General features: G+C 66.5%; 16 protein-coding genes. 8 read left to right on the top strand and 8 right to left on the bottom strand.

Going from position 1 to position 18,889, the window contains the following annotated elements; all coding sequences use genetic code 11:
- Nucleotides 1-66: 66 nt before the first annotated feature.
- On the top strand, nt 67-2,325 hold the full coding sequence (locus GNX95_RS12985) for a DUF4185 domain-containing protein (RefSeq protein ID WP_163507342.1): 2,259 nt from the start codon (nt 67-69) through the stop codon (nt 2,323-2,325).
- Here the strand turns inward: GNX95_RS12985 and GNX95_RS12980 are convergent.
- The 4 genes from GNX95_RS12980 to GNX95_RS12965 are packed head-to-tail and all read right to left on the bottom strand — an operon-like array spanning nt 2,262 to nt 4,755.
- Complete coding sequence (locus GNX95_RS12980; protein WP_163507341.1) at nt 2,262-2,621, bottom strand: hypothetical protein; 360 nt, start codon at nt 2,619-2,621, stop codon at nt 2,262-2,264. The genes GNX95_RS12985 and GNX95_RS12980 overlap by 64 nt on opposite strands.
- Nucleotides 2,611-3,900 carry an NAD(P)/FAD-dependent oxidoreductase gene (locus GNX95_RS12975; protein ID WP_163507340.1) on the bottom strand — a complete coding sequence of 430 codons (1,290 nt, stop codon included), beginning with the start codon at nt 3,898-3,900 and terminating at the stop codon, nt 2,611-2,613. The genes GNX95_RS12980 and GNX95_RS12975 overlap by 11 nt, the downstream gene beginning before the upstream one ends.
- Nucleotides 3,897-4,145, bottom strand: a complete 249-nt coding sequence (locus GNX95_RS12970) for a ferredoxin (RefSeq protein WP_163507339.1) — start codon at nt 4,143-4,145, stop codon at nt 3,897-3,899. Before GNX95_RS12970 ends, GNX95_RS12975 begins: the two co-directional genes overlap by 4 nt.
- Complete coding sequence (locus GNX95_RS12965) at nt 4,138-4,755, bottom strand: ferric reductase-like transmembrane domain-containing protein (protein ID WP_163507338.1); 618 nt, start codon at nt 4,753-4,755, stop codon at nt 4,138-4,140. The genes GNX95_RS12970 and GNX95_RS12965 overlap by 8 nt, the downstream gene beginning before the upstream one ends.
- Before the next feature lie 523 nt (nt 4,756-5,278).
- On the opposite strand from GNX95_RS12965, the gene GNX95_RS12960 reads away from it, so the two are divergent.
- The 6 genes from GNX95_RS12960 to GNX95_RS12935 are packed head-to-tail and all read left to right on the top strand — an operon-like array spanning nt 5,279 to nt 11,140.
- Nucleotides 5,279-6,316, top strand: coding sequence for a substrate-binding domain-containing protein (locus GNX95_RS12960; RefSeq protein WP_163507337.1), 1,038 nt, complete (start codon nt 5,279-5,281; stop codon nt 6,314-6,316).
- Nucleotides 6,317-6,349: 33 nt separating this feature from the next.
- Complete coding sequence (locus GNX95_RS12955; RefSeq protein ID WP_163507336.1) at nt 6,350-7,378, top strand: sugar ABC transporter substrate-binding protein; 1,029 nt, start codon at nt 6,350-6,352, stop codon at nt 7,376-7,378.
- Between the two features lie 4 nt (nt 7,379-7,382).
- Entirely contained in the window at nt 7,383-8,348 is a 966-nt protein-coding gene (locus GNX95_RS12950) for an ABC transporter permease (RefSeq protein WP_246281583.1), read from the top strand.
- A gap of 16 nt (nt 8,349-8,364) precedes the next feature.
- Nucleotides 8,365-9,138: an ATP-binding cassette domain-containing protein gene (locus GNX95_RS12945; RefSeq protein ID WP_163507334.1), complete on the top strand. Its 774-nt coding sequence runs from the start codon at nt 8,365-8,367 to the stop codon at nt 9,136-9,138.
- On the top strand, nt 9,131-10,003 hold the full coding sequence (locus tag GNX95_RS12940; RefSeq protein ID WP_163507333.1) for a ribokinase: 873 nt from the start codon (nt 9,131-9,133) through the stop codon (nt 10,001-10,003). Before GNX95_RS12945 ends, GNX95_RS12940 begins: the two co-directional genes overlap by 8 nt.
- 30 nt (nt 10,004-10,033) lie before the next feature.
- Nucleotides 10,034-11,140, top strand: coding sequence for a nucleoside hydrolase (locus GNX95_RS12935; protein WP_163507332.1), 1,107 nt, complete (start codon nt 10,034-10,036; stop codon nt 11,138-11,140).
- A gap of 53 nt (nt 11,141-11,193) precedes the next feature.
- On the opposite strand, the gene GNX95_RS12930 is transcribed toward GNX95_RS12935, so the two are convergent.
- From GNX95_RS12930 to GNX95_RS12920, 3 genes are all read right to left on the bottom strand, one after another.
- A complete protein-coding gene (locus GNX95_RS12930; RefSeq protein WP_163507331.1) occupies nt 11,194-13,230 on the bottom strand; it encodes a CehA/McbA family metallohydrolase in 2,037 nt (678 codons plus the stop codon).
- Nucleotides 13,231-13,246: 16 nt separating this feature from the next.
- The gene (locus tag GNX95_RS12925) at nt 13,247-15,298 is read right to left on the bottom strand and encodes an APC family permease (protein ID WP_246281582.1); all 2,052 of its coding nucleotides are present in this window, start codon (nt 15,296-15,298) and stop codon (nt 13,247-13,249) included.
- A 155-nt stretch (nt 15,299-15,453) separates the two neighbouring features.
- Nucleotides 15,454-16,413 carry an AraC family transcriptional regulator gene (locus tag GNX95_RS12920; RefSeq protein WP_163507329.1) on the bottom strand — a complete coding sequence of 320 codons (960 nt, stop codon included), beginning with the start codon at nt 16,411-16,413 and terminating at the stop codon, nt 15,454-15,456.
- Nucleotides 16,414-16,602: 189 nt separating this feature from the next.
- Between GNX95_RS12920 and GNX95_RS12915 the strand changes: the two genes are divergently transcribed.
- Entirely contained in the window at nt 16,603-18,006 is a 1,404-nt protein-coding gene (locus tag GNX95_RS12915; protein WP_163507328.1) for a DHA2 family efflux MFS transporter permease subunit, read from the top strand.
- A gap of 196 nt (nt 18,007-18,202) precedes the next feature.
- Here GNX95_RS12915 and GNX95_RS12905 read toward each other — a convergent pair whose 3' ends face one another.
- Nucleotides 18,203-18,769, bottom strand: a complete 567-nt coding sequence (locus GNX95_RS12905) for a dihydrofolate reductase family protein (protein WP_163507327.1) — start codon at nt 18,767-18,769, stop codon at nt 18,203-18,205.
- Nucleotides 18,770-18,889: the final 120 nt, after the last annotated feature.

Raw genomic sequence — 18,889 nt, 5'->3', positions numbered from 1 at the left:
TGACGCGTGGCGAGTCTGATCGTACGGTGCCGCTCGGCAATCGTTTTCTCGGTCTGGAGCGCCGCGATGAGATGGTTCCGTTCCGCAGCTGCCGTCGTCGCCGTCGCCGCCGTCGCCCTGTTGCTCGCGCCTGTTCGGCCGGCCGCGGCCGCGACCGCACCGGCCGCGCCTGGCACGATCGTCGAGCCGTTGGGCACCGGCGCCGCGTCGATCATCCGCAGTGACTTCGTCTCCAACGGACACCGCAACTTCGAGGTCGCGGCACTGCAGGGCAACACGCTCGTGCATTACTGGAAGGACAACGGCGACACCAACTGGGCCTGGCACCGCGGCCAGGTGATCAGCACCGCGGCGACCGGTCCCGGCGCGATCGTACAAAGCGACTTCATGTCGGGAGGACACGGAAATCTGGAGGTGTTCGTCCAGGAAGGCGACCACATCCAGCATTACTGGCACGACAGCGGCCAACCGAACAGCCGCTGGCAGCGCGGCGGCAACTTCGGTTCCGGCGTCACCGGGCCGCCGTCGGTGATCACCAGCGACTTCGTCTCCAACGGGCACCGCAACTTCGAGGTCGTCGTGCCCGAAGGCAACAATCTCGTGCATTACTGGCACGACAACGGAAACGCCAGCAATCCGTGGCAACGCGCGAAGGTCGTCACGACCACCGCCAGTGGTCCAGGCTCGCTGATCCAGACGACTTTCATGTCCGGCGGCCACGGAAACCTCGAACTGGTCGTACGCGAAGGCGACCACCTGGTGCACTATTGGCACGACAGCGGCGCGCCGGACAGCGCGTGGCAGCGCGCGACGAGCTTCGGCTCCGGCATCACCGGCGCGCCGTCATTCATCCAAAGCAGCTTCGGATCGGGAAACTTCGAGGTCGTCGCGCCGGCCGGGTCGGAGCTGGTGCATTTCTGGAAGGACAACAGCAACACGGCGAATCCCTGGGCGGTGGCCGGTGAGCCGCGGATCACCGGGATCAACTCGGCGGCATCGCTGATCCAGACCGACTTCGGCTCGCCCGGCAACCTCGAGCTGGTCGTGCTCGGTCCACGCGCGCCGGTGCCGGACGGCGCGCAGGTCAGCGGGAACGCCACCGACTACCGGCTGATCCATTATTGGCACGACAGCAGCAATCCCGGTGCGGCCTGGGGACAGGCACAAGATATCGCCTACCGTGGCCGCAGCGAGAAAGTGTGTCAACAGAGCGGAAAATGGGACCTGGAGCGGCTGGCGCCGACGGTCAACGGCACGAGCGGGCTCAACTACAGCGAATGGGCCACCGACCTGGGCTATCCCGTCGACGACGGCACCACGCTGAGCCTGATGTTCGGTGACACGCACCTGAACCACACGCCGATTTCCACCGACGAGAAGAACAGTCCCGACGACGTCGTCCTGCAGACGCGGCAGACCACCGCGCCAACCGACACCAACTGCCTGCAGTTGACACCTGTGCCGGAGGGAAACACCGTCACACCAGCGATCGTGACCGTCAACGGCAGCCGGGACACCAACTTCCTGCAGGGCTTCTTCAACGTGCCGACCAGTGGGTTCGCCGCGGGCGGCAGCACGTACGCGGCGTTTTGGACCAAGCACTGCATGACCGCGACGATCTGCAACTACGGCACCAACCAGGTGGGCGAAGGCTGGATGACCAGACGCAACGCCGACGGCACGACGTACGAACGACTTTTCCGGCTGCCGCCGGCATTCGTCTACACCGCCTCGGTCAACTCCGACACGATCGCCGGACTGCCGGCGGACCAGAGGAAAGGCGCGTACGTCTACGGCGTGCCCAACTATCGGGCGAGCTACCCATATCTCGCGTACGTGCCGGCCGGCTCGGTCGCCGACCAGAGCAGCTGGCGGTATTTCACCGGTCTGGACGCAGGCGGCAGTCCGCTGTGGAGCGCTGATCCGGCGCAGGCCAGCAACGTCTTCAACACCGGCGACCAAAGGCCGTGCATCGGCGAGTTTTCGGTGTCGTGGATCGCGCCGCTGCAGAAATGGCTGATGCTCTACAACTGTGACCCCGGCGTGGTCGCCCGGTTCTCCGACACGCCATGGGGTCCGTGGTCGGCGCCGAGCACGATTTTCAGTCCTGGCGCCGACAACGGCCTGTGTCACTTCATCCACGACGGCTCGCGCGACTGCGACAACACACACGAACCCGGTGCCACCAACGGCGGCGGACCGTACGCGCCGTTCATCCTTTCCCGCTACACGTCCGGAAACTCCACCTCCGCGACCATCTACTACCTGCTCTCCACCTGGAATCCATACCAGGTCGTGGTCATGCGCGCGACACTCCATGCCTGACGATGCCGGCCACAATGCGTGTGTCTGGCATGATGCCGATGCAGCGCGCGATGATGCGCCGGCTTGTGCGGCGCCGGTTTGGCCACCGTACGGGCCGGCTCCGGCTGACCGACGAAAGATGCGGTCAGCGCCTGTTCCTGCGGGCTGTTGTGTGCCAGCGCCGGCGCGACGGATGTGTCGTGCGAGACCGTCAACGCGATCGTCGAAGCCGTGCCGGTGGCGAGTACGGCAGCGACACCGGAATAGGAGATCAGCTGCTGGAGGCGGCGTCTGCGCCAGTAATAGTCAAGTCGCAAGGTGGAGTCCTTTCGTCACGAAGATCAGGTCGGGGCCAGCCGGAGCAGTTGTACGCGTCGGTCGCGGAGCGCGCGCGATCGCACGCGGTGGTGCCGGCAGTGCCGACTCCAACTCCAGCGTCAGCCGCAGAAGCTCGCGTGGCTGGTCGAAAGCGATCACACCGACGCGTCGAGCGCCTTCGTCGTAACCGAAAACCGCTCTTCGCAGGTGTTTCAGCTTGCCGGACAAGGGAACGCTGTTGGTCGCGAGCGCCGGGAGGCCGACACCCTGGATCCGCCGGCCATACTGTTCCGACCAGAACGCCGGCATCGGACAGTACGGCCGAGCACGCGATCGCCCCGCCAGCAGGTTTTGCGCCGCCGCGCGTCCCATTTCCACCGCGTTGAGCCAGTGTTGGCAGGTCCGCGGCGTTTCATCGAAGCGGAGATTCGGCCAACGCGCCACATCGCCGGCGGCTACCACGTCCTCCGTGCCTTCCACGAAACACGTTGGATCGCAACGGATTCCGCCGTCGGTGTCGATTCCCGCGCCACGAAGCCAGTCCGTGTTGAAGACGCTGCCGATGGCGACGACGACGCAGGACGCGGTCAGCACCCGGCCGTCGGACAGCCGTACGGCCACGTGGTCCGGCCGGCGGTCCCAGCCGGCCGTTGTCACGCCCAACACGAGGTCGGTTCCGTTGCGGCGGTGGAAATCGTTCATCGCCTCGCCACATTCCTCGCCGATGACACCGCCGAGCAGCGTCGCCGAGCGCCCGACCAATGTGACGGCGCGGCCGGTTTCCCGGAGGCTGGAGGCGATTTCGCAGGCGGTGAATCCGGTGCCGATGACCACGACGCGACCACGCGACCGGCTCAGCGTCGCGCGGATGGACCAGGCGTCGTCGAGCGTACGCAACACATGTATGCGCGGATCTTGTCGTGGTGCGCCGGAAAGATGCCGCGCTTGTACGCCGGTCGCGATGACCAGGCCGTCATAGCGCAGTTCTTCGCCGCCCGGCAAGGACACCACATGCCGGCCGGGAGCGAGCCGCCAGGCTCTTGTGCCGATCCGCCAACAATCACCAAGGTCGACGTACGACCGCAGCGTGATGTCGTCGGCGCCGCCGCGTTGCGTGAGCACCTGCTTGGACAGCGCCGGGCGATGATAGGGCGCGTACGGCTCGTCGCCGACGATCAGGATGTCGCCGTCGAAACGCAACTCACGCAACCGTTCCGCGGCGCGCAGGCCGGCCAGTCCGGCACCGACGATGACGATCCGTTGCCGGCCGCGCGTCACGGCGTACGCTCACCGGACACATGGATCGCACGCATCGGACACATTCGCGCGGCGGCGATCACCTGTTGTGCCTGGGAGGCAACGACTCTGCCGGCGTACCGGAGCCGTTGCCCTGGCGCCAGCTGGAAATACTCCGGAGCCTCCAGCTGGCAGAATCCGTACAGGTGGCAGCGCTGGTTGTCGACGCTGACTTTTACGGCGTGGCGCAAGGTCCTGCGATGGCGCGGCGTCCGGTCGTCACGCATCGCGACTCCGCGCCGACGTGAGGAATCCGGTGGATTCCAGATATCTGGTCGGTGTGAACCGCAATGCGGCCACCAGCACGGTTGGGGCGAGTGCGGAGAGTCCGGCGATCCACAGCACCGCGAGCGTGCCATTCGCGACCGCGCCAAGCCAGGAATGCGCGACGCCGAGCGCCACCGCCAGATATGCCAGCCGGTGAAAACGCAGCCATCGGCGGTAAACGATGAAGCGCATCAACGCCGTCGACAACACGACCGCGATCATGAGGTCGACCGCGATAATCCCCAATGTCCAGCGGGTCGGCGCGTTCGGAAACAGCGGCACGACCAGCGCACCGACGCTGAATCGCTCGTCGAGATCGGTCAGGAACAGGAATGTCGCGGCGTGCGCCACCGACAATGAGATGGCCAGGACGGCCAGCGTCGCATGGCTCCGGCGCATCGGAACACGCCCGGTGATCCGGCCGATCCAGCCGGTGGTAACGAAAACTCCCCAACTCAGGCTCAGGCACAGCGCCACGTACGCGGTGTGCGCGAATGCCTGCGCGACGGACCGTACGACCGCGTCATGGGCCGAATGTGCGGTCGTGGCGGTCACCAGGTGCGGCCACACGGGATCGTCCTTCCAGTGTTTTCTGGAATGTCGAGCCCCCGACTTGCTCGGTTATACACCAAAACAGCGCCGGTGAATATATGCCGCACTCATACTTGCCGCGGTGAACCAGGATGGTCGCCGACGGGCGAAACGAGCAAATGGATTCCTCGCTGGAATAATGCGAAACGTTACTGATCGGCCGCTTGTGGTCGCGAGTCCGCCGGGTCGGGTGTTTCTTCGGCACGCGATCCGACGGTTGACGGTCGGTGGCCCCTCGGTCGTGATCGGTCACTGGCTCGGTTCACAGGGTGGGTCGAATGGCGTCGACTGGTGTCGGCGGATCTCGCGGGTCGTTCGACGGCGGGGTCCGTCCTCGCCTTTGTTAGCCATCACGCCACGCCGGCACCCCTACCCTCTAGCCTGGCACTTCTAGCTTTCTCGATCAAGTAAGAGCGCGGGCTTCCCAAATCGTCCAGCGTCGGCCTAGGGTGCCTAGTTAATCGTTTAACTAGCGATCGGGACGGACGTGATGGCGGTACGGATGCGCGACGTGGCGGCGGCCGCCGGCGTGTCGGTCGCCGCTGTTTCGCTTGCTCTGTCCGGAAATCCGCGTATCCCGACCGAGACCCGGGACCGGATCGCGGCTGTCGCGCGGGAGATGGGCTATCGGCCACATGCCGGTGCTCGCGCGCTGCGTACCGAGTTGACCGGCTCGCTCGGGCTGGTGATCAGCGACGTGGCCAACCCGTTCTTCGCCGAGCTGGCCGGCGAGATCCAGCGCGCCGCGGCGGCGGAGGGATTTTCCACCGTACTCTGCAATTCCGACGAGGATGCCCGAGTCCAGGACGAGTATCTGCAGACGCTGCTGGCCGGCAGTCGGGTCGACGGCGTGATCCTGGTGCCGGCGGCGGCGATGACGGCCGGGCTGGAGGCGGCCGGAAAATCCAAGGCACGGCTGGTGTTCCTGGACCGGCCGGTCGAGGTGTCCGGCCGGGGTGCGGCGGCGCGGCACCTGGCCGGCTGCCCGGTCGTACGGAGTGCGGCGGCGGACGCGTTGGCGCAGGTGGCCGACCTGCTGACCGGTCTGGGTCACCGCCGGATCGGGATCATCGCGCCACCGATGGCCACCGCCGTCGGCGTGGAACGCACCGAGCTGATGATCACGTCTTTGACCGCTCGCGGTGTCGCGGCCACCGACATCACCGTCGCCGAAGGCGATTTTCGGCAGGACAGCGGCGAACGCGCGGTCAGCCAGCTTCTCGGCGCGGCCGCCCGGCCGACCGCGATCTTCGGCGCCGACGGCCTCATGACCATCGGCGCGATCAAGGGTCTGCGCGCCGCCGGCCTGCGCATTCCGGCCGACGTTTCGGTGGTCGGATTCGACGACGCGCCGTGGTTCGACCTTTTCGACCCGCCGCTGACCGCGGTGGCGCAGCCGATCGCCGGCCTTGCCACGGCGGCCGTACGCGCGATGATCCATCTGGTCGACGGCTCCTTACCGGCTCTGCCGGACGCCGCCGCCGCGACGCCGCCGTGCGCACTGGTACGGCGCGCGTCGTGTGGACCGGCGCCGGCCTGATTCTTCGTTGACGTACAAGGAAGGGATGCACTGATGCGTTACCCGCAGTCTCGCCGGTTCCGGATCGCGACCGGCGTCGTGCTGGCGGTCGGACTGGCCGTCACCACGACGGCCTGCAACCGCGGCAGCTCGGCCAACTCCAGTTCCGGCAGCGGACAGGCCAAAATCGCCATCGTGACCCGCGACTTCACCAACCCGTACTGGGCCGCGCTGCGGGACGGCGCGATCGCCGAAGGCAAGAAGCAGAACGTCACGGTGAACGTGCAGGCCGGCGACAACGAAACCGACTCTTCGGGTGAGAACGCCAAAATCTCGACACTGGCCGGTCAGAACTACAACTGTTTTGGTGTGGTGCCGGTGAACGCGACCAATGTCATCACGCCGTTGGTGCCGGTCGCGCAGAAAGGCATCCCGATCCTCAACCTGGACACCCAGATCGACCCGGCCGCGTCCAAGTCGGCCGGTGTCTCGTACGCCTCGTTCATCGGCTCGGACAACCTGCAGGCCGGCACGCTGGCCGGGCAGGCGCTGCAGAAGAAGGTCGGCAGCGGAAACGTGGCGATCCTGCAGGGCATCGCCGGCGAGCAGAACGGCATCAACCGCGAGAAGGGTTTTGCCGCCGCCACCACCGGGAAACTGACGGTCGTCGCCAAACAACCCGCCGATTACGACCAGAGCAAGGCACAGACGGTCACCGAGGCCATTCTGCACGCTCACCCTGACATCAAGGGAATCTTCGCGGCCAACGACACGATGGGCCTCGGGGCAGCGCAGGCGGTGAAGAACGCCGGAAAGTCCGGCCAGATCACCATCATCTCGGTCGACGGCATCAAGGCGGCGCTGCAGGCCGTGCAGTCCGGCACGCTGTCGGCGACCATCACGCAGTATCCGTACGCCGAGGGCCAACTGGCCGTCCAGGCGTGCATCAAGGCGGTGGCGAAGAAATCCGTGCCGGCCCGGATCGTGGCGCCGATCAAGCTGATCGACAAGTCCAATGTGGACAAGGCGATCGGCAGCTTCCCGCAGCCGTTCGAGCCCTACCAGAACCCGCTGGCGGGCTAGCGCTGTGACCACCACCGTCGTTTCCGAGCCGCAGCGGCGGCGTACGGCCACCGTCGTCAGCGCCGGAGCCCGCTATGCCGCGCCGATCGGACTTGTCCTCGTCTTCCTCGCTTTTTTCATCGCCACACCGGACTTCCTGACCGTCTCCAACCTCAGCGACCTGCTGGTGTCGGCGTCGATCCTGATGGTGCTCGCGATGGGGCAACAGTTGGTCGTCACGGTCGCCGGCATCGACCTGTCGATCGGTGCCAACCTGCCGTGGTCGGCGGCGTTGCTCGGCTTCGCGGTCACCCAGGGCTGGCCGCTGCCGGTCGCGATCCTGCTGGCCGTGGCCGGCGGTGGTGTCATCGGCGCGATCAACGGCATTCTGGTCGCCCGGCTGAAAATGAGCGACTTCATCGTCACGCTCGGCTCGCTCAGCGTGGTCAGCGGCGTGACTTTGCTGCTGACACAAGGCAACACCGTAGCGGTCAACTCGGGTTTCCTGCGTGGCCTCGCGTTGGGCGGCGTCGGACCGATCCGCTGGTTCTGGCTGGTCGCGCTGGTCGCCGCGCTGGTGGTGGCGTTCCTGCTGTTTCGTACGCCGACCGGCACGCATTTGCTGGCCACCGGTGGAAACATCGATGCGGCCAGGGGAGCCGGCATCCACGTGTCGCGGATGCGGCTCTACGCCTACCTCGGATCGGGCCTGTTCTGCGGGCTCGCCGGCGTGCTGCTCGTCGCGCGCACCGGCGGCGCCGATCCGTCGCTGCAGACCAACCTGCTGCTCAGCTCGATCGCGGCGGTCGTGCTCGGCGGGTCCAGCCTGTTCGGTGGCCGCGCGTCGGTGCTCGGCTCGGCGACCGGCGCCGTACTGCTGCAAAGCCTGATCAACGGCTTCACGCTGATCGGGATTTCGCAGTACTACCAACCGATCGCGGTCGGTGCCGTGGTGCTCGGCGCGGCTTTCATTTCCAGGTTCCAGAAATAGCGGGGGTGCGACACTCATGACCGACCTGGTGAAGTCATCGACCCTGCTCGAGGTGCGTAATGTGCACAAGGCTTTCGACGCCGTACGCGCGTTGCAGGGCGTCGATCTGACCATCTACAAGGGAAAGGTCACCGCGTTGCTCGGCGACAACGGTGCCGGGAAGTCGACGCTGGTACGCTGCCTGACCGGCGTACATCCACCGGACTCCGGCGAGATCCTGTTCGAGGGATCGCCGCTGCGGCTGAGTTCGCCCGACGACGCGCGAAAACGCGGCATCGAGACGGTCTACCAGGAGCTCGGACTGATCGAGGACCTGCAGGTCTGGCAAAACCTGTTCCTCAACCGAGAGCTGGTCTATCCGGTCCCGTTCGTACGGATGCTCGACAAGAAGCGGATGATCAGCCGCAGCAGGCAGATCCTCACCGAGCTGGACGTGAACGTGCCAAACGTCCGCACCACGGTCCGGCGGATGTCAGGTGGACAACGGCAAAGCATCGCCATCGCCAGAGCCGCCAACTGGGGAACGACGCTGGTGATCATGGACGAGCCGACCGCCGCACTGGGCGTCCGGGAAACGGCCGCGGTGGAGGCTTTGATAGACAGGCTGCGAAAAGCCGGCGTGACCGTGCTGCTGGTGAGTCACGACATGGCACAGGTCATGCGGGTCGCCGACAGCGCCTGGGTCCTGCGCCGCGGCCGCGCGGCCGCACACCGCGACATCGGCTCCACGACCGGTGACGAGCTGGTCGGCCTGATCACAGGTGCGATCGCCGGCGACATCGATGCCTGATCAGGTCGTGGTGATCGGCTCGGTCAACGTCGACCACGCCGTACGAGCCGACTTTTTCCCGGCACCGGGCGAAACCATCGCCGGCCGGGAGGTGCGCACCGGGCTCGGCGGAAAAGGCGCCAACCAGGCGGTGGCCGCTCGGCTGGCCGGCGCCGCCGTCCGGATGGTCGGCCGGGTCGGCGCCGACAGCGACGGCGAAAAGGCGAAACAACGGCTCGCCGACCGCGGGGTGGATGTGGCCGGCGTCGGTACGGTCACGGACGTGCCGACCGGCAGCGCCTGGATCACCGTCACGCCGGACGACAATTCGATCATTGTCGTGCCCGGCGCGAACGCTCACTGGGACGACGGGCAATCCCTGTCGTCGGACGGCGTTACGTTATGCCAGCTGGAAATCCCGCTGGCAGTTGTCGAACGAGCGGCATCGGAGTGCACCGGCACCTTCGTACTGAACGCGGCGCCGGCCCAACCGCTGCCCGACTCGTTGCTCGCGCAGTGCGACGTTCTCGTTGTCAACGAACACGAACTGGGCGTGGTCGGTCCGGGTTTCGACGTACGTGCGGCGCACGCGGCTTTGCTCGATCGCGGTGTCGGCGCTGTCATCACCACGATCGGTGCGGCCGGCGCGGTGCTCACAGATGCCGGCGAAACACTGGAACTACCAGCGATTCCGGCCGATGTCGTCGACACGACCGGCGCCGGCGACGCGTTCGTCGGCGTACTCGCCGCGCGGCTGACCGCCGGCGACAGCCTGCGCGAAGCGGTCCGATGGGGGATGGCGGCCGGTTCGCTGGCCGTCCGGCGGGCCGGTGCGCAGGAGTCCTTTCCGACCGCTATGGACATCCGGCAACTCCTGGGCAGTTGACCTGCCCCAGTCCGAAAAAAGGGGAGAGCCATGCGATTCAACCGTATCTTTCTGGGGATCTCCGCGGCCCTGAGCGCCACCGCCATCGCGGCCGCCGCTCCGGCCACGTCGGCTCCGGCGGCGCCGAGCGCCGCCGGCCAGAAAGTCATCTTCGACACCGATTTCGGCCAGCTCAACGACGACTCGCAAGCGCTTTATCTGTTGCTGCAGGGAGGCGCCGACATTCTCGGCGTCACCACGGTCAGCGGCAACACCTGGGCCGCCGAGGGCACCGCGTACGCACTGAAACAACTGGAACTCGTGCACCGGCAGCACATCCCGGTCTACCAGGGTGCCTCGGATCCGCTCCTGGGCAGCCGGCAGGACAAGCTGGCGACCGAGGGCGAGATGTTTGGCAAGGTCACGTACAAAGGCGCGTGGAGCCGGCAGCGGCCGACCGACTATCGCCACCTGGCCACGCCGCCATATCGCGGGTATGCACACACGGCCAAGGCGAACGGCTCGGCCGTCGACTTCATCGTGAACCAGGTGAAACGCAACCCGCACCAGGTCACGCTGTTCGTCCTCGGTCCGGCGACCAACATCGCGCTGGCCGTCAAGCAGCATCCGGAAATCGTGCCGCTGGTCAAGCAGGTCATCTACATGGGTGGCGCGTACGACGTGCCGGGAAACCAGGGACCGTCGGCGGAGTTCAACGTCTGGTTCGACCCGGAAGCCAGCCGCATCGCGCTGAACGCGGCATTTCCGCAACAGACGATCGTGCCGCTCGACGTGACGGACACCGTGCTTTACGGCAAGGCCCAGTACGATCGCATCGCGAGCGCTCCGGCGACGCCGATCACGCAGGAGTTTCGCGATCTGCAAGGCCCCGGATTTGCCAAGGATCCCAACAAAACCGAGTATGTCTATGACGCGTTGACCTCCGGCATCTTCCTCGATCCGACGCTGGTCACCTCGGCATCGACGCGAAAGGTCCAGGTCGACACCGTCTACGGCTACGACTATGGCCGTACGCTCGGATACCAACCGTCGCTGGCACCGACCGGCACTCAGTCGGCGCGCGTCGTACAGCGGATCGACGTCGACAGGTTTTTCGAGCTCTACGTCCGCGAAATGACCAGCCCGGTGCGCCACTGACGACTGTACGCGTGCATATCGCACATGTTTCGCCGTTGTTTCCCGCGCCGGCCTCACCGATCCGCGGTCCGCAGAACCGAACGGTAGTACGTCCGGGCGTCATCCAGCACGGCGACCAGATCACCGAACCGCTCGGCCCGTGTCGAGGGCGCGAAGTTGCCGTGCTCGGCGACGAACGCCTGCAGAGTGTCGAGAAAGTCCAGGCACCAGCGGGCGTCGGCGAGCCGGCCGACGCGGCGGCCGCCGACATCGACGTATACCGGCGAGGTGTGCGCGAGGACGCTGCTGTCCAGCGTGTTCGGATGGCCTGGACCGCGGGCGATCGCGGCATACCATCCCGGTCCGTCCACTGTGGACGTGAAGGCCAGCTCACCCGGCGCTCCGCTGGCCAACACGCCGTCCGGGCCGACGATCGTCATCTCCTCCACACCCACGCCGGTGACCGCGGCGGTCATGTCCAGGCGGTCGCCAGAAGAGAGCTCCAGGACCTCACCAGGACCGTGTCCGTTCACGGCGAAAGTCAGCCATGGACCGTTGGTCACGATCGTACGACCGGCCCGGATCGCCTGCTGGAAGGCCTCGACCGAGAGCGGCTCGTCATCGAGTTTGGCATAGACCCGCGCCCAGCCGGGCGGGTTGGACGCGACGACCGGACCGTGCGAGAACGACAGGAACACGTCCGTACCAGCCGTCGCGGCCAGCCGGATGCCGCAGGAAAGCAGGCGATGGTAAAGGAAAATGGCACCCTCGTGCATGAGCGGCGACAGTACGTCCACCGAGTCGACGACACCGAGCGCGGCGTCGGCGACCAGCTCCCGTGCCTCCACCGACCGCGGAAAGCTGAAGAACCGGTCGGTCGACCAGTCGTCGGGAAATGCCGAGTTGGACGGATGCGCGTAGCCGACGGTCGCCGACAGCGACCGCAGCTCCTCGCAGGCGGCTTTGTTCGGCGGCCAGTCGTCGGGATGTTCGGTGCCGTCGAACCCGGAGAAATACCGCTTCGGGGGCGCGGTCACGCCGAGACCGTGGACATGACCGAGCAGGTTGTTGCGGTATTCCACACCCATCCGCGCGACGGCGTCCGCAGACGAGAAGGGCAGGTCCGCGCCGGCGAAACTTTCCAGCATTTCGCGGTCATAGACATGGGCGCCGGAGAAGTTTCCCGCCACCAGGTTCATCAGGTGCAGGCCCTCGCCGGCCTGCATCCGCGCGGCGTCGAGCGGATGGCACACCAGATCGCCGCTGTAGTTCTGGTGGACGTGCAGGTCGCCGCCGTACCATCCGTCCGCCGCCGGGTCGATCAGCCGGGACGGCTCGCATTCCACCGTGACAGTCCGTCCCGCCTCGGGACGGACCTCGAACTCGGTCCGGTCGAACTCCAGCCCGCGCGTGCAGGCGACCCGCAGGTCATCGGCCGGTACGGCAAGCGTCACGGTGTCGGCGTGAAAGAACGGCCGATGGTGGATGTCCCATTTCCGCAGGACCCCGTCCGGAAACCAGGCCCCACCGGTCGAGTCGACGACAGACCAGCGAGCACACCCAGACGCCGACAACCGCAACTCGGCCGCCTCGCACGGCCGAACGGCGTCTGTCACCTCCAGCCGCACCTCGCCGAACCGGAGGTCGAAGGCGTCGTGCACGTCCGTCACGACGATCGCCGCTCCCCGAGGTGCGACCGTCACGTCCTGTCCGGCGACGACGAGCGAGATTTCCCGATCCAGAGCCGAATCGACGATGACGTCGATCTGCCGCCGATGGCCGGCGATCACCGGGCGCGCCGCTCCACGGCGGGCGGCCAGGGCGCCGGACTCGCTCACGGTGACCACCACGACTCCGGCCGGGACCTCGTCGCCGATCAACTGGCGGACCGCCGCCGCCGAGTCGCCGCCGGTTCGTTCGAGCGCATCGAAGAACGGCCCCAGCAGGGAGAACCGGGCCCACCGGAAGACATCCGGCATCGCCTCGTCGCCCCAATCCCAGCCGATCCGGTCCCGCAGCCGCCGATAATGTGCCAGCGCCTCGATAACCTCGGCGGGCAGGTCGAGTGTGGTGGTCTCGTGGCAGCACATGGTCCAACTCTGCCAGAACATCTCGGATCCGGCAGGATCAGTTAGCCGAGGTCCTGATCTTGCTGGTGGGCGTTTTTTCCGGCTCGAACAGTGGCCGGGCCGGTTCGGGGATGCCGCGGCGGATGTCGCCGGGGCTGCGTTCGGGCCGGCGTGGCCGGGTGGCGATGGAGTCCAGTTGCCAGGGCACGCTGGTGACCATCACGCCGGGTTCGAACAGCAGCCGGCCTTTCAGCCGCAGCGCACTTTGGTTGTGCAGCAAGTGTTCCCACCAGTGGCCGACGACGTATTCGGGAATGTAGACGCAGACCACGTCACGCGGACTTTGTCGTCGTACGTTTTTCACGTATTCGACCAGTGGACGAGTGATCTCCCGGTACGGCGAGTCGATCACGGTCAGTGTGACGGGGATGTTGTTTTCCTGCCATTTCCGGCGAAGTTCGTCGGTGGTCGCCGGGTCGACGTTCACCGTGATCGCGGTCAACGTGTCGGGTCGGGTGGCGCGCGCGAACGCGATCGCGCGAAGGGTCGGTTTGTGCAGGGTGGAGACCGGTACCAACGCGTGTACGCGGCTGGGGAGAACGGTGCTGGTCTTGTCCGGCGCGAGTTCCTGCCGTACGCGGGTGTAGTGCCGGTGGATGCCGCGCATCATCAGATAGAGCAGCGGGATGGCGATCACCACGAGGTACGCGCCGTTGAGGAACTTCGTTGCCATCACGACGATCAGGACGATGCCGGTGAAACACGCGCCGACCGCGTTGATGACGCGCGACTGCTGGATCCGCACCCGGTCGGCGGCGGTGGCCGCGGTCCTGAGCTCGCGGGTCCAGTGCCGCACCATTCCGGCCTGACACAGGGTGAACGAGGTGAAAACGCCGACGATGTAGAGCTGGATCAGCCGGGTCGTGGAGCCGTCGAACACGTAGATCAGCAGACCGGCGATGCCGGCCAGCGCGATGATTCCGTTGGAGAAAGCCAATCGGTCGCCGCGGGTGTGTAGTTGCCGCGGCATGTAGCGATCCTGGGCCAGGATCGAACCCAGCAACGGGAATCCGTTGAAGGCGGTGTTGGCGGCCAGGATGAGGATCAGCGCCGTGGTGGCCTGGATGTAGTAGAAGAACACGTTGCTGTCGCCGCCGAACACCGATGCGGCGATCTGCGCGATGACCGTACGCTGCGCCTCGGTGTGGCAGTTGCCGGCGAAACCGCCCAGATCGCAGGTGTTTTCGGCGATCCGTACGTGCGCGATCATCGCCAGCAAGGTGATGCCGGCGAACATGGCGATGGACAGCAGCCCCATCGCGGTCATGGTGCGCGCGGCGTTCAGACTTTTCGGCTTGCGGAAGGCCGGTACGCCGTTGGAGATCGCCTCGACGCCGGTCAGCGCCGTGCACCCGGACGAGAACGCTCGCAATATCAGGAAAACCAGCGCCAGGCTGCTGAGCCCCACGTACTCCGGCCGGATCGTGTAGCCGGCGCTTTCGGCGACCGGCGCGTGGCCAATGGCCGTACGGGCCAGGCCGACGACGATCATCACCATCACCCCGACGACGAACGCGTACGTCGGCACCGCGAACGCCCGGCCTGACTCGCGGACACCACGCAGGTTCATCGCGGTCAAAAGAACGATAAAGGCGATGTTGATGCCGACCCGGTACGGGTTCAGCTGCGGGATCGCGGAAATGATGTTGTCGACACCGGCCGCGACCGACACCGCCACCGTCATGATGTAGTCCACCAGCAGCGCCGCGGCGACCACCAGACCCGCCGAGCGGCCCAGATTGCGGGTGGCGACCGTGTACGAGCCGCCGCCGCCGGGATAGGCCTTGACCACCTGCCGATAGGACAGCACCACGACGGCCAGCAGGACGACCACCGCGAGACCGACCCACGGTGCCAGGTAAAGAAAAGCCAGCCCGCCCAGGCTCAGGATCAGCAGGATCTCCTGTGTCGCGTACGCGACCGACGACAGCGGGTCGCTGGCGAAAATCGGCAGCGCGATCCGCTTGGGCAGCAACGTCTCGCTCAGTGAGTCGCTGCGAAAGGGGCGGCCGAGCACCGCCCGCTTGATCCACGACGTGGGTGTCGGCACGTCAGGGAGCATAAAGTCGGCCGCAGCCGCGACGCTGTATGGATCTCGTTAAGATCCCGCCCGTCGGCGTAGCCGGACAATCAAGGCCCGAAGTGTCGCGAGCAGGCCGGAATATAATGCCGGCCCTTTGACCGTCGACAGTCACCAGCTCACGGTCACCCCAGCCGGTCGCGGTTGGTTTGGCGAAAGGTGGATGGGGTGGCGTTGTGGGTGCGTTTGAACGCGACGCTGAAGGCGAACGGGTCGTGGTAGCCGACGGTCCTGGCCACGGCGGCGACGGTGGAGGTGGTGTCTCGGAGCAGGTCGGCGGCGATGGTCATGCGCCAGTTCGTGAGATAGGTGAGCGGCGGCTGGCCGACCAGCTTGCTGAAGCGTGCGGCGAAGGTGGCGCGTGACAGGCCGGTCTTGGCGGCGAGATCGTCGACGGTCCACGGGTGTGCGGGGTGCTCGTGCAGGAGCTGGAGCGCGTCGCCGATGGCTGGATCCGACAGAGCACGGCACCATGCGGGCAGGGTGGGTTCGGCGCGAGCGCACCACGCGCGGAGGGCGAGGACGAGGAGCAGGTCGAGCAGGCGCCGTAGGACGGCATCCTGGCCGGGTTCGTCCAGGCGGGTTTCTCGGGTGAGCAGCTCGAGCACCGGGGTGGTGCGGGGCTCGGCCGCTATGACCGCGAGTGGTGGAAGCATCGCCAGGAGGCGGTCGGTGACCGCACCGTGGAGGTTGTACGCGCCGCGGAGCAGGATCGTCGCGCCCGCGGTGTCCTCAGCAAGACCGTACGTTCGCGTGCTGATGTTCGCGTGGTCCGCTGGTACGTCGCCTGCTCCGGCGAGGTATTTGCGGCCCTTGTGGATGACGTACTGTTCGGGTGTGTCGGCACTGTCGGCGATCGTGTAGCGCGGTGTCTTGCTGATGAGCGCCACGTCGCCGGCCCTCAGGTCCGTCGGTGATCCGGCATGCCCGGCGAGCCGGATCGTGGCGGGGCCGCCGAGCGTCGCGATGATCGTGAGCGTCGGCGCGTCGGCGTACGTCATCGACCACGGTGGTGGATGGATGAGCTGCCGCACCTGCGCGTCGGTGGCTTGAGCGCGGGACAGGAGGTCGCTGAGTACGTCCACGCCATCAAGGTAGACGATCGCAAAGGTATCTCGGAGTTCTGCCGATGGATCGTCTGACTGGCGTGGTGTTGCGTTGATGGTGTGACCCACCTACCCGACCTTGACAAGAGCGTTCCTTCGAAGAATCGTCGCGGATCCCGCTCCGCGGCGTCCGTGAAACAGGCGAGGACCCGGGCACAGGACTGGATCGTGTTGGTCCTGTTGTGCCTGGCGCAGTTCATGTGCGTCCTGGACGACACGATCGTCAACATCGCGCTGCCGTCCATCCAGGCCGAGCTCGGATTCACCGGTGCCGGTCTGCAGTGGGCGCTCAACGGATATCTGCTGACCTTCGGCGGACTCCTGCTGTTGGCCGGTCGTGCGTCCGACCTGTTCGTACGGCGCACGGTCTTCCTGACCGGCCTGGCGGTGTTCGGCGCGGCGTCGCTGACCTGTGGTCTTGCGGCGAGCTCCGGCATGCTCGTCGTCTCGCGAATCGTCCAGGGCGTCGGCGCGGCCCTGATGTCGGCCTCGGCGCTGGCCATCCTCACGGCGACCTTCACCGGCCCGGCCCGCGCCCGCGCATTTGGTGTGTGGGGCGGGATATCCGGTTTCGCGGGCGCTACCGGTGTGTTGCTCGGCGGCGTGCTGACCAGCTCGCTCAGTTGGCGCTGGGTGTTCCTGGTCAACGTGCCGGTCCTGATCGTGGTGGCCGTCCTCACCCTGCGCCGCGTGAGTGCCACCCGTTCGCCGACGCGTGCCTCGCTCGATCCCTGGGGAGCTGTCACCGTTACGGCCGGCATCGGGCTGCTGATCCTGGGCATCGTCGACTCCAACCAGTACGGCTGGGGTTCACCGTGGACTCTGTCACCGCTGGCCGCGGCGACGATCCTTCTGGTCGCCTTCGTACTGGTCGAGTCCAGGCATCCCGCGCCGCTGGTCCCACTCGGCGTCTTCGCGCGGCGCAACGTGACCGGCGGCGCGATTTGCGCGCTGTTGCTGGCAAGTACGATGCTCGGCACGTTTTTCTTCCTTTCCCTGTATCTCCAACAGGTGCTTGCCTTCAGCGCCGTCCAGAACGGGGTCGCGTTCCTGCCGTTCGCGATCGCGGTCATGGTCTCCGCCGGGATGTCCGCTCGGCTGGTCACCACACTCGGCTTCAAGCCGCTGCTGATGGCGGGGTTCGGGCTCCTGGTGGCCGCGCTGCTCTGGCTGGCGCAGGTCCACCTGGCCGGCAGCTATTGGATCGACGTACTGGGACCGGCACTGCTCGCCGGCGTCGGGTTGGGAACGCTGCTGGTCAGTTCGGTGACCGCCACGACCCAGGATCTGAGTGGCGAAGGCGAGCTGGGGCTCGCGTCCGGCCTGGTGACCAGTACGAACCAGGTCGGCGGCGCTCTCGGACTGGCCGTCCTGTCGACCGCCGCGTTCGCTCGCGCCGGCGACCAGACAGCCGTACGTGCCCCGGCGCCGGAGGCACTGCTGGCCGGGTTCCAGCTCGCCTTCTATCTCGCCGCCGGCCTGTCATTTCTCGGGTTCCTCGTGTCCGCGCTGGTGATCACGCGCAGCGCCGGGCAGCCGTTGAACGAGGCGCAGCGGATCGCGCGGCACTGACCATCCTCGCCAACCGGCACCGTCGTGGTCGTTCCAGGTGAAACCGATCGGGACGTTGCGTGGCGTGCCAACGTACGCCCGCCGGGCCAGGTCGCGGGCCAGCAGCTCCTACGCGCAGAGCCGGGACCGCCGCCGTGGCCAGCCGACAAAGGGTCGGCTGGCCACGGCGTTATCGGTCCTGCTGATTTCTCCTGGTTTACTTGTCGATCTCGTAGCGCAAGAGTGTGATGCCGTTGGTGAACAGTGTCGCCTCTTCCGGCTTGAGGTCGTGTCGATCCTCGAAGACGCGCGTCCCGGTGCCGCGTGAGACCGGGCAGACCAACAGCCGCACTTCGTCGACGAGCCCGGCATCCAGCAACGAGTGCATGAGAGTCAGGCTGCCCCACAGCCAGATGTCCTTGCCGTCATCGGCCTTCAGTTCCCGGACGGTGGCAGCCGGGTCCTTGGTCACCGTCGCGGCGGGGAACTCACCCCATGGGGCCTCGTTCAGTGTCGAGGAGGCGACGAATTTGGTCAGATCGTTGAGTTTCTGGCCGTACTCACCCTGCTCCTTGGCGTTGGGCCAGTAGCCGTTGGACATCGCGTACGTGTTCGCGCCCAGGATCATCGTGTCAACCGAGTCGATGAATCCCATCACGCTTGCCTTGTACGCCGGGTCGGTCTTCTCAGAAAAGGGCTCCGCCGTGACAAAGCTGAGCCCGCCGTCGTCCTCGGCTGCGATGTTGTCAACGGTCACCCACTGCTGAACTACCAGTTTTCGCATAGGTCGATCTCCTTTCCCGGTCAGCTTCGCCGATCCTGCGCGCGAGCGTCATCATCAGATCTGGGGATGTACCAGTCCGGTGAACACCCGGCACGTACACAGCGGGCCCCGGAACGCCGG

The organism is Fodinicola acaciae (assembly GCF_010993745.1).
Taxonomy (GTDB): Bacteria; Actinomycetota; Actinomycetes; order Mycobacteriales; family HKI-0501; genus Fodinicola; species Fodinicola acaciae.
This window is presented reverse-complemented; position numbering and strand designations above follow the sequence as displayed.

What these genes read in the sequence shown, in the direction of transcription:
- GNX95_RS12985 (WP_163507342.1), top strand. Translation starts at nt 67, where the DNA reads ATGAGATGGTTCCGTTCCGCAGCTGCCGTCGTCGCCGTCGCCGCCGTC.
- GNX95_RS12970 (WP_163507339.1), bottom strand. Translation starts at nt 4,145, where the DNA reads ATGCGTGACGACCGGACGCCGCGCCATCGCAGGACCTTGCGCCACGCC.
- GNX95_RS12960 (WP_163507337.1), top strand. Translation starts at nt 5,279, where the DNA reads ATGCGCGACGTGGCGGCGGCCGCCGGCGTGTCGGTCGCCGCTGTTTCG.
- GNX95_RS12955 (WP_163507336.1), top strand. Translation starts at nt 6,350, where the DNA reads ATGCGTTACCCGCAGTCTCGCCGGTTCCGGATCGCGACCGGCGTCGTG.
- GNX95_RS12945 (WP_163507334.1), top strand. Translation starts at nt 8,365, where the DNA reads ATGACCGACCTGGTGAAGTCATCGACCCTGCTCGAGGTGCGTAATGTG.
- GNX95_RS12940 (WP_163507333.1), top strand. Translation starts at nt 9,131, where the DNA reads ATGCCTGATCAGGTCGTGGTGATCGGCTCGGTCAACGTCGACCACGCC.
- GNX95_RS12935 (WP_163507332.1), top strand. Translation starts at nt 10,034, where the DNA reads ATGCGATTCAACCGTATCTTTCTGGGGATCTCCGCGGCCCTGAGCGCC.
- GNX95_RS12930 (WP_163507331.1), bottom strand. Translation starts at nt 13,230, where the DNA reads ATGTTCTGGCAGAGTTGGACCATGTGCTGCCACGAGACCACCACACTC.
- GNX95_RS12905 (WP_163507327.1), bottom strand. Translation starts at nt 18,769, where the DNA reads ATGCGAAAACTGGTAGTTCAGCAGTGGGTGACCGTTGACAACATCGCA.